Source organism: Vibrio owensii (assembly GCF_002021755.1).
GTDB lineage: Bacteria > Pseudomonadota > Gammaproteobacteria > Enterobacterales > Vibrionaceae > Vibrio > Vibrio owensii.
Map to the genome: position 1 here is coordinate 59,879 of NZ_CP019960.1, position 13,439 is coordinate 73,317.

Consider the following 13,439-nt stretch of genomic DNA (forward strand, 5'->3'; position numbering starts at 1 on the left):
ATATCTTTATATCGAATGGCAAACGAATAATTTCTGTATAAGCAACTGTTCTTTTTAGCAAAGATTGGATGGGATGTTAAATGCAATTGCTGGTGGATGAGAGCTAAAGGGTAAGATGTGTGCAACAAAAAAGGGACACACTTTTCAGCATGTCCCTTTTGGGTGATGAGAGTCAGATTTTAGATCGCCAATGGCATTTCGTTTGAGTGATCGTGCTTGCGATTAACCCAACGCAAACCAAACATAGCAATGATCGACATTGCCATCATCAAACAACCTAGCGGCATTTGGTCTTGTGCCGGGAAGAACGAAGCCAACAGCGTCGCGATACCCGCACCTAGGTTTTGCATGCCACCCAAAATAGCACCGCCAGTGCCCGCGTGGTATGGGAACGGTGACAGTGCACCTGTTGTTGCCGCTGGGAACAAAATACCTGCACCCAAGAAGTAAATGGTTGCACCGCCAATCAGAGTCAACGCCGTTGTTAGACCAAACAGACCCGGAATCAATACGACTGCTGAGCCAACTAAGATAGCGACTAGACCAACATTCAAAGCACGGCGCTCAGAGCGACGTTGCGCGATGTAGCTAGATAAGCCTGCGCCGACTAAGTAACCTGGAATCGGTAAAACAAACAGTAAGCTTACTGTGGTTGCTGGTAAGCCAAGCACGCCGCCTAGTAGTACGCCAGCTGCAGCTTCAAATACTGCAACGCCTGCGAACGTAGCAACCAATACCAGTAAGAAACCTTGGAAGCGTTTGTCTGAAAGCACGAACTTGTAGCTCTTTGCCACAGACTCATGTTTGCGACGCTCTTTCGGCAAGGTTTCCATCATGCTTGTCATCATGGTGATGACCACCGCGATACCAAATAGTGCTAGGAACAAATAGCTAGAACGCCAACCGAAAGCTTCTGTTAGGTAGCCGCCCAATACTGGCGCAATCAATGGTGAGAAAATTACACACATGCTGATCAAGCTGTTTGCGCGGTGCAGCTCTGCACCCTCAAAGCAGTCACGAGTCAGTGTACGAGACATCGCACCGCCACAACCGATACCCAAACCTTGGATAAAGCTACCTGCAAGGAACCATTCGTACTCATGAGCAAATAGAGCCACCAAAGTACCAAGAATGTAGATGATCAAACCCGCAATGATAATCGGCTTACGACCAAGACGATCAGAAAGCGTACCGTACACAAACTGCGATAGACCATAAGGGATCAGGTAACACGCCATCACAGCTTGAAGTGAAGACGCTGATACCAAGAACTCACCCGCCATATGACCGATAGAAGGCACGTACATCGTTTGAGTCATTTGACCTACGGCAGTCAGAATTGCGATTAAAAAGGTAAGTTTCGCTAATGGAAACGAGGCGGACATTTGCGTATCTCTCCAGAAATTTAAGACGTAAAAAGCCTTAGCGCTCCATATAGGAGAGCCAAATAAACAAAGTGATTAGGGAATCTAGGCGCGAGATATTAGAGCTTGAGTGCTGACTTAGCAATCAAAAAGTGTGAAGTTGAGCAAGATAAAAATCTATGATTTGGATTAGAAAATCTAATCTATTTTTGTTGCGTGTTGAAAATGCAAAAGGGAGCCGAAGCTCCCCTTAAAATACTGTGCTCATTGAGAACAACTTTCGTTATTCACGACCTGAAGCGTAGGCGTAAAGCAACTCAAGTGCGATAGTCGCGCCAGCCAAGGCCGTTACATCGCTGTGGTCGTAAGGAGGAGAGACTTCCACCACGTCCATACCGACGATGTTCATGCCAGCGAAACCACGAATGATCTTCAGAATTTTATCTGAGTTCAGACCGCCACAAACCGGCGTACCTGTACCCGGAGCAAATGCTGGATCCAGACAGTCGATGTCAAAAGTGACATACACAGGCTTATCCGCAACCGTGCGACGAATCTCTGCCAGAATCTCTTCTACCGACATGTCGTTCGCTTGCATCGCGTTGATCACATTGAAGCCGTGATCTTGTTGGTCATATTCAGTACGAATACCAATTTGAACTGAGTTCTTCGCAGAAATCAGACCTTCTTTTGGCGCATGGTAGAACATAGTACCGTGGTCGTAAGAACTGCCGTTTGCGTATGTGTCAGTGTGCGCATCGAAGTGAATCAGTGCCATTTGACCATGGTGTTTTGCATAAGCACGTAGGATTGGTAGCGTGATGAAGTGATCACCACCCAAGCCTAGCATTGTCTTTCCGCTCTTTAGAATTTCACTTGTTGCTGCTTCTAGGCGGTAAGTGAAATCTTCAGCATCACCACAATCGAACACAAGGTCACCTGCGTCGATCACTTTCAATTTATCAAATACGTTGAAGTCCCAAGGGAACTTCTTGCCTTCCCAAGCAAGGTTTACTGACGCACGACGGATCGCATCTGGACCCATACGCGCACCAGGACGACCAGAAGTCGCCATGTCCAGAGGAACCCCTAGCACTACAACGTCTGCGTCTGCCGATACTGGATTTTTGATGTACGGTCGACGTAGAAACGACATAGAATTGGAGTAAAGCGAATAATCGGTTTTAGTAAACAAATCATTCATATCAGAAGTCCTCTAAATAGGTGTAGCCTGCCAAACCTTGTTCTAGTTCAGCTAGGATTTGTTCTTGTTCACTGGCTTCAACACGTGCTGAAACCAATTGCTTGTAATTGTCACGAATCGCATCTACGTCGATGTGAACGTAGCGCATCATGTCTTCTACGCTATCACCTTCGTTGATGTAGCTGATCTCAAATTGACCTTCTTCATCAACATTGACTACTGCACTGTGGGTGTCACCAAATAGGTTGTGCATGTCACCAAGGATCTCTTGGTATGCGCCTACTAGGAAGAAGCCCATTAGGTACGGTTTGTCGTTGCTCCATGCTGGTACTGGTAGTGTGCTCTCAATGCCTTGGCCATCAACGTAATGGTCAATTGCGCCATCGGAGTCACAAGTGATGTCCAACATCACCGCACGACGCTCTTCCACATCACCAAGACCAGAAAGCGGCAGAACAGGGAATACCTGATCAATACCCCATGCATCTGGCAGGGACTGGAAAAGAGAGAAGTTCACAAAGAACTTGTCTGCAAGACGTTCGCTCAACTCATCCAAAATAGGACGGTGGAAACGGTTCTTGGTACTCATTTGACGACTTAGCTCGAAGTAAATACGCAGCGACAGTTGCTCTGCCCACGCACGTTGTTCAAGGTTCAGTACGCCTGTAGCGAATTGTGAGTGCACCTCAGCCAAATCGCTTTGGGTATCGTTGTAAATTTCAATTAATGCACGCGCATCCGTACCATCTTGCAGGTTCTCCCAGTTTCGCCACATGTTTTGTAGCAAGAATGGAGCGTCTGCAGCCGGCTCGAACACTTCTTCAGGTTGGTATGTTTCAGTACCAATAACGTTAGAAATCAACACCGCGTGGTGTGCAGTCAATGAGCGACCCGATTCAGAGATGATCACTGGCATCGGTTGCTCGTACTGCTGACACACATCACCGACGGTATTTACGATGTTGCGCGCGTATTCTGCAAGGCCGTAGTTCATCGAGTTCGAAGATTGGCTACGTGTGCCGTCGTAGTCTACTGCTAAACCGCCGCCAACATCGAAGTAATCAATGTTTGCACCCATGGCACGTAATTCACAGTAGAAACGTGCTGATTCGTTTACACCATTACGCACGTCACGGATGTTTGCCATCTGTGAGCCAAGGTGGAAGTGAACCAACTGCATGGTGTCCAGTTTGTCTTCGCGTTTTAGACGATCAATCACGCTCAATACTTGAGACGCAGATAGACCAAACTTCGATTTTTCACCGCCGCTCGCTTGCCATTTACCCGCACCTTGAGATGCAAGGCGGATACGCAAGCCAAGACGTGGTGTTACGCCCAAGCTTTTTGCTTCTTCAAGTACTAGATCAAGCTCAGATAGCTTCTCTAGTACGATAAATACTTTGTGACCTAGCTTTTCACCGATCAGTGCTAGACGCACGTATTCACGGTCTTTGTAGCCATTACACACGATCACGGAGCTGCCTTGTTGAGCTAGTGCAAGTACTGCCAATAGCTCTGGCTTACTGCCTGCTTCAAGACCCAGCTGTTTATTTTCTAGCTGTGCTTGGCTTGCTAAGATCTCATCAACCACTTCACGCTGTTGGTTTACTTTAATTGGGTACACCAGCAGGTATTTGTTTGGATATTGGTATTCTTCAATTGCTTGGTTGAAAGCTTGGCAAATGCCATGCACGCGTTGGTGTACGATTTGTGGGAAGCGCACTAACACAGGCAGATTCAACTGCTTAGCTTCTAGTTCATTTACAATCGCACTGAAAGGGATTTGGTGTGCACGGTCACTACGAGGAGATACGTATACCTCGCCTTGGTCATCAATTCCGTAGAAGCCTTGGCTCCAGTAGTGAACGTTGTAGTCCGCGCGGATGCGGTCTAATTTAGTTGCTTTTTCCAACTCGATTCTCACAAAAATGTATTTAAGCCCTCATTGGAAATAGAGGAGAAAATACAAAAAAGCAAATCATGAGGCGCTAACCTCATACCCTGACACGAACTCCGTGTGCGCGCATTAACGGATAAAACCCAATCAGAGTCTAATGATTAAAATTTGTTCTTTCGATTAACAACTGTTGTTGATGGTTGGTGTAAACATTTATTTAACAGACTGTCCATTCTGCTGTTATAGTTGGTCTGACCAGTAAGGAGTTGGTCGACAAAAAATAAGAACAAAGACTCAACAAAACAAGGACATGTTTTGCAGCTGCACAGAATTCAGGGGTACATCCAAACCATGTATCTCGCCGAGTATACAGACAAATTGATGCTGCTTGATGGCGCAAGTCGAGCGGATATTCCTCACCTCAAAGATTTTATCGAGCACCAGCTCAATCGCCCATTCACAGACCTAAAACTGGTTGTCGTTACTCACATGCACCCAGACCATGCTGGTGCGGCGCACAAACTAAGAGGTTTGACGGGCTGCAAGCTATTGGCAGCCAAACGAGATACACATTGGTATGGCGGTTTTGATGGTTGGCTAATGCATCTTACGGATTTGATTTTGGCACGTTGGATGGCGAACCGAATGCGCAAACCCAAGCGCAACTTATGGTATTCGCGAAAACTAAAGCCAGATATTGAGCTGGTGGATGGAGAGGTGATTCCCGGTTTTGCTGATTGGCAGATATTGGAAACACCGGGGCATACCGACAGGGATTTATCGGTTTATCACGCCGAACAGAGTGTGTTATACGTAGCGGATTTAATGGTGCAGGTAAAAAGCCATTTGATCGCGCCATTTCCTATCTTTCATCCCAACCAATATCGCAGTTCGTTAAAGCGCGTTTTTGAGATGAAACCAAGCTGTTTATTGGCGGCACATGGGGGAGAGGTTGAGTTTGATGAAGACGCGTATCAACACATCATCAATACCGCACCGGTTAGACCCATTACGCATTGGCGAGTAACGAAGATAAAACTTAAAGGATTAATGCGTTCTGTTCTGAAAAGGAAGAACGATAGATAGGAGAAGGGCAGCTAGAAAATCAGAGAAGAGCCAGATGAGCGACCACGGAGTTCGCTCATCTGAAGCTACGGGGATTATGGAGCCAATAAGTGAGATTGGCTCGGGTCTACCAGAACTTTGTCTGCCATACCCTGACGACCTAACAACATCATGTAAGTCATCTTTTCACGGTTAGTTAGCGTGATGTCGATTGGCCACTCTTGGTCGCCCATGCGTAGCATCGTTGTGATCACGCAGCGGTGTTCGAAAGTACCGTTTGATGATTTCACTTTGCGGTTCGCCTTCAGTGGAGCTTTACAGCGAACGACTTGCTCTAAGTGGTAAACATCTGGGTGTAGATCGAACTCTACGTATGACTGACCGTCTTGTTCAGTGCACTCTAGGTTATCTACGTGCAGAGAAGAAGTCTGTGCGCCTGTATCAATACGCGCTTCAAGGTGAGTAATCCCTAACTCAGGTAAGCAAATTGCTTCGGCGTTCCCAATGATCATTTTCTGATTCATAGTGTCATCCTAGCGATGAGTTAAAAGAGAGCCATTTATCAGACTCTCACTCAAACAATTATCAGCCTTTACCGCGAGTACGGTTAGCGTTTGGTTTTGCGTTCTTCTCGATGAAGTCGAAGATCATGCCTGCAACGTCTTTTTCAGTTGCTGATTCGATCCCTTCAAGGCCTGGAGAAGAGTTCACTTCCATTACCACAGGACCGTTCTTCGATTGAAGAATATCAACACCACATAGGTTTAGACCCATCACTTTCGCTGCGTTGATTGCTGTTGCACGCTCTTCTTTGCTTAGTTTCACTAGCTGAGCAGAACCACCACGGTGAAGGTTAGAGCGGAACTCGCCTTCTTTTGCTTGGCGTTTCATAGCTGCGATAACTTTGTTACCCACTACGAAACAACGGATGTCTGCGCCGTTTGCTTCTTCAATGAACTCTTGCACCATGATGTTTGCTTTTAGGCCCATGAATGCTTCGATCACGCTTTCTGCTGCTTTCGTTGTCTCAGCAAGAACAACACCGATACCTTGAGTACCTTCAAGTAGCTTGATAACCAATGGTGCGCCGCCAACGTTTTTGATCACGTCCTGAATGTTGTCAGGGTGGTGAGCAAAACCTGTGCGAGGTAGACCAATGCCTTTACGTGATAGCAACTGCATAGAGCGTAGCTTGTCACGAGAACGGCTGATTGCTACTGACTCGTTCACACAGAATGTACCCATCATTTCAAACTGACGTACAACCGCTGTACCGTAGAAAGTGATAGATGCACCGATGCGTGGAATAACCGCGTCGTACTTTGGCAATTCTTCACCCATGTAACGGATCTTAGGGTTGTTACTCGTAATATCCATATAACAGTGCAGAGTATCGATAACATCAACTTGATGTCCGCGCTCTTCACCCGCCTGCTTTAGGCGCATGGTTGAATATAGATTCTCATTACGAGAAAGAATAGCAATACGCATGGCAATTCCTTAGTAAGTCAGTACCAAATTAAAAATGTAAGTATAGAGTATAGTGAGTGGGTGTAATTGATGTGACAGAATCCACTCTCTTCAGCGACTTAGAATTGTGGTTGGACAACCACGTCGTCAGAGGTGCGAACCTTAGGGCGTTTTCTCAGTAGATGAAAACGAAAAAATATCGTCGATACGACAAAAATAATTTATCGAACTCTCACGCCTTGCTGCATGCGACTGTCAAGGGAATGAAAAAGAAAAATGAGTCAAAATTTCATCAATTTACTATGGCACAAATCACAAAAAAGCGGCCATTCAGCCGCTTTTTGTTATTGAACTAAGTAATGACTTAGGAAGAGTTCAGCCGTTTGGGTGGCTAAAACCCTAGATTCTTCCAAGGTTAGCGAAGCTCGCATCCCCATCAATTGTGGCCAGAATGCGCTGCCTTTAATTAAGTTGTGCAATTGAATGCTTGCCACGTCCACATCATCAACCTTTAATGTGTTTTTTTCTGATTGCTGAGTGAGCCAACGGTACAAGGCCGTTTCTTGCTTCGACATGTGTTCCGCTTGTTCTTTGAGATCTTCCGGCTTAAACAAGAAATGTCCGAAAGCCACTTTCGCCAGTTCAATATAGTCAGGTGCGGTTACCACGATAATTTCGCTGTACAACAATTCGACCAGTTGATCTTTTAGTGGGAGTGTTGGTAAACGTTCAATGTCGCTATCCATCATTGAAGAACGCCATAGTTCCGTTAGTAACTCTGTCACGATCGCTTCTTTAGAAGGGAAGTGGTTGTAGACCGTGCGCTTGGAGACTTGCGCAATAGCAGAGAGCTTATCCATGCTGGTGTTTTGCACGCCAAACTCTTGGAATGCTTGCTTTGCTGCGCACAGGATGGCTTCTCTTTTGGTCTCACTGCGACCTTTTCTTTTTACATTCATAAACTTGCCGAGTTAAGAAGATCATTTCTGGATCTATTTTACACTAAGTAGTTTACTTTTGATAATTAGAATGTAAACTGCACCGTGTAGTTTACTTTTGTTCGGGTTAACTTTTTATGAAAAAAACTTTGCTAGCCACAGTAGGAGCGTTCGCGATGGGTACATCAATGATTTCTTGTTCTAATGTTGATACTGAAAAAGCGCCAACATACCCGGACAAATTTGCAAACACAGAGTTGGAATACAAAAGCAGCTTGGGTGACATGTTCGGCATCATGAAAGCCTACTTTACGACTGAGCGCCTCAATCCAACGCCAACGATTGAAATTCCGGTTCATGCAATGACTGCGAATCAACTGTTAGAAGAGAAGGATGACGTTATCTACCGTTTAGGTCATTCAAGCGTATTAATGAAGCTCGATGGCAAACTGGTGATGACTGATCCTGTATTCAGTGATCGCGCGTCTCCTGTGCAATGGGCAGGGCCAAAACGTTTTCATCAAACACCAATCACGCTAGAAGATTTACCAAGTATCGATGTGGTGGTGATCAGCCATGACCATTACGATCACCTAGATAAAGCTTCTATTAAAGTACTAGGCGACAAAGTGGGCACTTTCTTGGTGCCGTTAAAAGTGGGGCAATTGCTAGTCAACTGGGGTGTGCCTAAGGAGAAAGTGATCGAGCTAGATTGGTGGGAGTCACATTCTGTCGACGGCATTGAATATACACTGACTCCGACTCAGCATTTCTCTGGTCGAGGTTTGACAGACCGCGATACGACACTGTGGGGCAGTTGGGTTATTAATGCACAACAACACAAAGTGTTCTTCAGTGGGGACTCTGGTTACTTCAATGGCTTTAAAGAGATTGGTGAAAAGTACGGTCCGTTTGATTTCACTATGATCGAAACCGGCGCATACAACGAACTTTGGTCAGACATTCACATGTTCCCAGAGCAAAGTGTTCAGGCACACATTGATGTGCAGGGCAAAGTGATGATGCCGATTCACAACAGTACGTTTGATTTATCGATGCATGATTGGAATGAACCGATGCAACGTGCGTTAGACATTAGTGAAGAGCGCGGTGTTACGTTAGTGAGCCCTGAGATTGGTCAACGTTTGGCAATTGCGGAGCCTCAGCCTGCTAAGGCATGGTGGCAATAATGGCTGAGCTAAACAGCCAAACGCCAGAATAGTTAAGTCACTTAAGTTAAGTCACTTAAGTTAAGTCACTTATTAGTAGTTACTTGATAGTAGTTACGTGGTCAGGGATAAGGATAAAGATGCGATGAAAGCAAAGTGGACGCTGTTACTTACATTAAGCATTCTGCCTACCTTTGCACTAGCAGGAGTAGAGCAAGACATCTCGACGTTGATAAAGCGAGTTGAGCAATCCTCTTGCACCTTTATCCGCAACGGCAAGGCGTACACTAATCAAGAAGCGGCAGAACACATGCGCAATAAATGGGATTACGCCAAAGATGACGTTGATTCTGTGGATGTGTTTATAAAAGAGGTTGCGTCAAAGAGCTGGTTATCTGGCAAACCCTATTGGGTGGATTGCCAAGACAAACGCATTACCAGCGAAGAGTGGCTAACTTCATTGATGAGCCCCACCAATCACATCCAATAATACTTCTTTAATGGTCTGGTATCGCAGCGGCAGTGTGCGGCTGCGTTTTCTCACCAAAAACAAATCTTCGTATACCGGTTGTTTTAACTCAGCCACATACAACTCTTCTCTTAGTGGAAAGCTTTCCAGCGCACTGTAGGGCAAAACGGTAAACCCCAGCCCTTTGCTGACGGGCAAAAGAATCTGACTGAGTTGGTTAACGTAGCCCGATAATGGCATGTCACTGACCTTGATCTCTTTGAGTAAAGGTTCTGCACATTGGTCGAAAAACAACGTCATATAATGTTCAGCATCCGGGTGACCAATCACGCCGCAACTTCGAAGCAGTTCAGGCGTTAACGTTTTTCCATGGTAGGACTTTGGTAAGATCAGACACAGTGCCTCTCTGCCAATTTGTTCACTTTGAAAAACACTCTTGTTGGGAGAGTAAGTCACGATGCCCATATCAATACGGCCGTCAGCAACCCCATTTAGAATCGACTGATTCGGTGCCGCTTCCAAGTGAATCGACAATCCGCGATGCTGGGTTTGCTTTTCAAGCAGTGGATCAAACAGCATCAAGGCAAGCGCTCCGGAACAAGCTAGTTTGCAATGACCTGCGAAGGGATCATCGAAGCTCAGATCTTCCAGTAAGTTTTTCTCTTTCTCTTCCAACTCTAACGCGTAGGCATACACCATTCGGCCTTGCTCTGTCAGTTCAAAGCTTTTGTTCTCGCGCTTAATCAATGGGTGCTGACAAGCTTGCTCTAGCTTTTTAATGTGCTGACTGACACCGGGCTGGGTCATATAGAGCTTTTCTGCTGTCTGAGTAAAGTGGCCGACTTCGACAAGAGTTTTGAATGTGTGTAACCAAACTGGATTAAGCATAGGACGTTGTTTGCTCAGCGTTTATTAAAGAAAGCGTTTCGAGAGAAAGTGTAGAAATAATAGCATGATGCGTGGAATAACGCAGAGGAGGATGGTAAATGACAGGCAAAATAAAACCCCGCCTGGTTTCCCAGACGGGGCTTATTCTTTTTCGCAGCAATCCGGCTACTAATAGGTGCTCCCTGCATCTATCCTTGATTGTGGCTAAGTCCTTTAACCGAGTTCCTTGTTCATCGCCTTCCTAGCGGTGTCCATTCTTGCCTATCATCCTGACGGGCGAACTCTATCCTAGAGCTTAACTACATCCTTGCTGACAACTCATCCTAAGCTATCAAATCTTCATCCTGAAGATACCCAATCCTTTAGGCTTTTTCCTGTTCCCGCCAACATCCTGTCGACACACTTAGTATTGTTGTTTTGCTGGCTACTCTCAATCAGCTGGGTAAAAAAACTTTGGCAGCGAATATTGCTTAAAAAAGGATAATTATTAATTTTCAGTTAGTTAGGTTTGTTGTTCGATTTGTTCTTAGTCAAAAATGGTCGTTTTGCTTACATCGTTTGTGAGAGATCTCGCACAAGGTTCCGAGCGAATGTACGAATCGGCGTCTTTTGCGTCTTGTTTAAGAGTTTGCTCAAGATCACAACTCGACTTATAGCCATAAGATTTGGCTATGGTATCGGATGAAATCCCCATTTCCTTTATCGCAAACGCAGCCCACTCATCACGAGTTTTTTTCATGATCTGGCGCAGCTTGGTTTTAAAGTTACTCATAAAAGCTCCTTAGTTAGCTTGTCTTTACAAGAGAAGAATAAGGAGTGTGATGAGGCTCAGTTGATAGTATGCCGCTCAATATCAATACTATTGAGGCGTGATGAAGAATATGTCGGTAATACTGATATTATTTGCGCGTGAAACAATACTATCTTGTGGGGTATCAAATGGCGCACATCGAAAAAGTACCGCAAAGGCCTGGTTTTTCTTGGCGCTACCGTCGTATTGATGAACCAGCGAAAGAATACGATTTCCATTTTCACGATGACGTTTTTGAGTTGGTCATCCACCGTCACTTTACGGGGACTTTGCACATTGGGCATCACGAGCTCGAGGTGACCCACAATCAGATGCTGTTAATTGCGCCAGGTGTGCCTCACTCTATTCACTCCACGTCGGTAGAAAGCAACTGCGAGACTCATGTGATTTGGTTTAAGCGTGAGTGGATCGCGAACCTAATGTTCTATTGTACTGAGTTACGCAAACTGGACCCGTTATTGAAAGCCGCAAATAAAGGAGTGGTGTTCTCTGAACGAACGGCACAGCAAGTCGTGGATCTTCTGCAAGAGTTGATGAAAGTGCCCGCGATGGAACAATTGTCGAGATTCATTCATATCCTATCTTTGGTTGCCCATGACGAAGCGGCAAAAACCTTGATGACGCATTCTTATCTTTCGATGAGTGAACACGAGCAACAAGAAAGAGAGCGCGTCGCAAGTGTGAACGCGTATCTTGAGCAGCATTTTGCCAGCAAGGTGACATTGGCCGATTTAGCCAATTACTTGTCGTTGAGTGAAAGTGCAGTCACACGGTTGTTTCAAAAGCACTTTAAAGAGCCGTTTAGCCAACGTTTGATGAAGCTAAGAATCAACCATGCCGCGGATTTGTTGCAATCGACAGAGTTACCAATAGGAATTGTGTTTGAACGAGTAGGTTATCGCAATCAAGCTTTGTTTAATCGTCATTTCAAGACCTACAAGGGACTGACTCCGAGAGATTACCGACAGCATTACCAGCAGCGAATCCAACCTTAGTTTGAGCATGTGCGTACTTTTGTTGTGCACTAAACTGGAATTTATGTGCAACTGGTATATTATTTGCTAGGTTATCTAAGAATCGTTATTAAGATTCGATGACAGGTTAAATAGGGAACTTGATTGCCATATTTCTGTCATAAGTGATGAGTAAGTTGACCGTATCAACAAGATAAAAGCAGGTTTACTGGTCAAAAAATGACTGCAACGCTTCTACTTTTATCATTATGTTGTGAAATTAGTCACGGTTAATTGATTCGTTCCTCGATAGATTGAAGAGGAATACAACCTTAGACAATAAGCTCAAGATGAGCGTTACCTATATAGATGAGGGAGATTGCTATGAAAAAGATGAGAAGAGCTCAGCTACATCGTGTTCGTATCCAATACTGGAAAGACACAAAGACTGAGACTGCTAAAAAAGCATAGTAAACCATACTCAATGGCACTGAGCTGGCAATGGACGGATAACCTTCCATAAAATGCCAGCTCTAAAATTATCTAGCACATCCATACTTTCCAAGACTCCTGCTTTCCTAAACTAAGCTTCCAAAACAACCAAACACTCCACTCTTTCTAGATTCAACATTTCAGCACATAACCATAAATGCAAAAAAGCCAGTCCGAAGACCAGCTTTCTCATTACTTGCTCAACTCTGTTTATTACAGAGTGATTGTGTAATTACAGGTAGTTTGCGTCAACCAATTCGCCAGCTTTTGCGCTGCTTACTTCTGGGCGAGCTTGTAGCCACGCTAGAACCTGTGCTTTTTGTTCTTCAGTTGCGCTTTCGTAACGCTCTGTTGAACATAGGAAGCCTTCAAACAGCTCTAGACCGCCGCCGCCAAAGCATAGGTTTAGGCCATCAATGTAGTCGATAAACTCATCAACGAATGCATCGTAACGGTCGAAGTCGTTGATGTCTGTTTCACAGCTGATTTCAAAGCCTAGGATCGCGAATTCACCTAGGAATAGCTTCTTACGCAGACGACGATTTTTGTTATCGATTTTATCTAGTTTCATGATTATCTCTCGTGGATGATTTGAGTACACCTTATACCCCCAAATCTGGCTTAGCCCAAGTAAAATCGGGAGTACATAGAATAGATGGGTGCTTTATAACATTTTCTAAACACAAAGTTCATAAAGATAGACTAGTTCTGTCACTTTT

13 protein-coding genes are annotated in these 13,439 nt (G+C 45.0%); 4 read left to right on the forward strand and 9 right to left on the reverse strand.

All coding sequences use genetic code 11. The annotated features are described in order from the left end of the window. Window positions 1–179 precede the first annotated feature (179 nt). The 3 genes from emrD to speA all read right to left on the reverse strand — a co-directional run bounded on the left by emrD (window position 180) and on the right by speA (window position 4,480). Window positions 180–1,385 carry a multidrug efflux MFS transporter EmrD gene (gene emrD / locus A9237_RS16880; RefSeq protein WP_005438266.1) on the reverse strand — a complete coding sequence of 402 codons (1,206 nt, stop codon included), beginning with the start codon at window positions 1,383–1,385 and terminating at the stop codon, window positions 180–182. 262 nt (window positions 1,386–1,647) lie between these two features. After that, window positions 1,648–2,568 (reverse strand): agmatinase, encoded by a 921-nt coding sequence (gene speB, locus A9237_RS16885; RefSeq protein ID WP_005432598.1) that lies wholly within the window; start codon window positions 2,566–2,568, stop codon window positions 1,648–1,650. A 1-nt stretch (window position 2,569) separates the two neighbouring features. After that, entirely contained in the window at window positions 2,570–4,480 is a 1,911-nt protein-coding gene (gene speA / locus A9237_RS16890) for an arginine decarboxylase (protein ID WP_009705121.1), read from the reverse strand. A 336-nt stretch (window positions 4,481–4,816) separates the two neighbouring features. On the opposite strand from speA, the gene A9237_RS16895 reads away from it, so the two are divergent. Continuing rightward, window positions 4,817–5,551: an MBL fold metallo-hydrolase gene (locus A9237_RS16895; protein ID WP_078610214.1), complete on the forward strand. Its 735-nt coding sequence runs from the start codon at window positions 4,817–4,819 to the stop codon at window positions 5,549–5,551. A gap of 74 nt (window positions 5,552–5,625) precedes the next feature. Here the strand turns inward: A9237_RS16895 and A9237_RS16900 are convergent, their stop codons facing one another. The 3 genes from A9237_RS16900 to A9237_RS16915 form a co-directional block, all read right to left on the reverse strand. Beyond that, window positions 5,626–6,054, reverse strand: a complete 429-nt coding sequence (locus A9237_RS16900; RefSeq protein WP_005432588.1) for an ATP-dependent zinc protease family protein — start codon at window positions 6,052–6,054, stop codon at window positions 5,626–5,628. A gap of 61 nt (window positions 6,055–6,115) precedes the next feature. Continuing rightward, window positions 6,116–7,021, reverse strand: a complete 906-nt coding sequence (gene rimK / locus A9237_RS16905) for a 30S ribosomal protein S6--L-glutamate ligase (RefSeq protein WP_005438260.1) — start codon at window positions 7,019–7,021, stop codon at window positions 6,116–6,118. A gap of 323 nt (window positions 7,022–7,344) precedes the next feature. Then, the gene (locus tag A9237_RS16915) at window positions 7,345–7,959 is read right to left on the reverse strand and encodes a TetR/AcrR family transcriptional regulator (RefSeq protein WP_005438259.1); all 615 of its coding nucleotides are present in this window, start codon (window positions 7,957–7,959) and stop codon (window positions 7,345–7,347) included. 155 nt (window positions 7,960–8,114) lie between these two features. Between A9237_RS16915 and A9237_RS16920 the strand changes: the two genes are divergently transcribed. After that, complete coding sequence (locus A9237_RS16920) at window positions 8,115–9,128, forward strand: MBL fold metallo-hydrolase (RefSeq protein ID WP_078608779.1); 1,014 nt, start codon at window positions 8,115–8,117, stop codon at window positions 9,126–9,128. A 124-nt stretch (window positions 9,129–9,252) separates the two neighbouring features. Continuing rightward, window positions 9,253–9,597, forward strand: a complete 345-nt coding sequence (locus A9237_RS16925) for a DUF5329 family protein (protein WP_045398874.1) — start codon at window positions 9,253–9,255, stop codon at window positions 9,595–9,597. Here the strand turns inward: A9237_RS16925 and A9237_RS16930 are convergent. Together A9237_RS16930 and A9237_RS16935 are read right to left on the reverse strand one after the other, a co-directional pair. Beyond that, window positions 9,565–10,464 (reverse strand): LysR family transcriptional regulator, encoded by a 900-nt coding sequence (locus tag A9237_RS16930; RefSeq protein ID WP_078608780.1) that lies wholly within the window; start codon window positions 10,462–10,464, stop codon window positions 9,565–9,567. The genes A9237_RS16925 and A9237_RS16930 overlap by 33 nt on opposite strands. A gap of 526 nt (window positions 10,465–10,990) precedes the next feature. Further along, window positions 10,991–11,236 carry a hypothetical protein gene (locus A9237_RS16935; protein ID WP_078608781.1) on the reverse strand — a complete coding sequence of 82 codons (246 nt, stop codon included), beginning with the start codon at window positions 11,234–11,236 and terminating at the stop codon, window positions 10,991–10,993. A gap of 167 nt (window positions 11,237–11,403) precedes the next feature. Between A9237_RS16935 and A9237_RS16940 the strand changes: the two genes are divergently transcribed. Then, window positions 11,404–12,270, forward strand: coding sequence for a helix-turn-helix domain-containing protein (locus A9237_RS16940; protein ID WP_005438244.1), 867 nt, complete (start codon window positions 11,404–11,406; stop codon window positions 12,268–12,270). A gap of 682 nt (window positions 12,271–12,952) precedes the next feature. Here the strand turns inward: A9237_RS16940 and A9237_RS16945 are convergent. After that, window positions 12,953–13,291 (reverse strand): YggL 50S ribosome-binding family protein, encoded by a 339-nt coding sequence (locus A9237_RS16945; RefSeq protein WP_005438242.1) that lies wholly within the window; start codon window positions 13,289–13,291, stop codon window positions 12,953–12,955. Window positions 13,292–13,439: the final 148 nt, after the last annotated feature.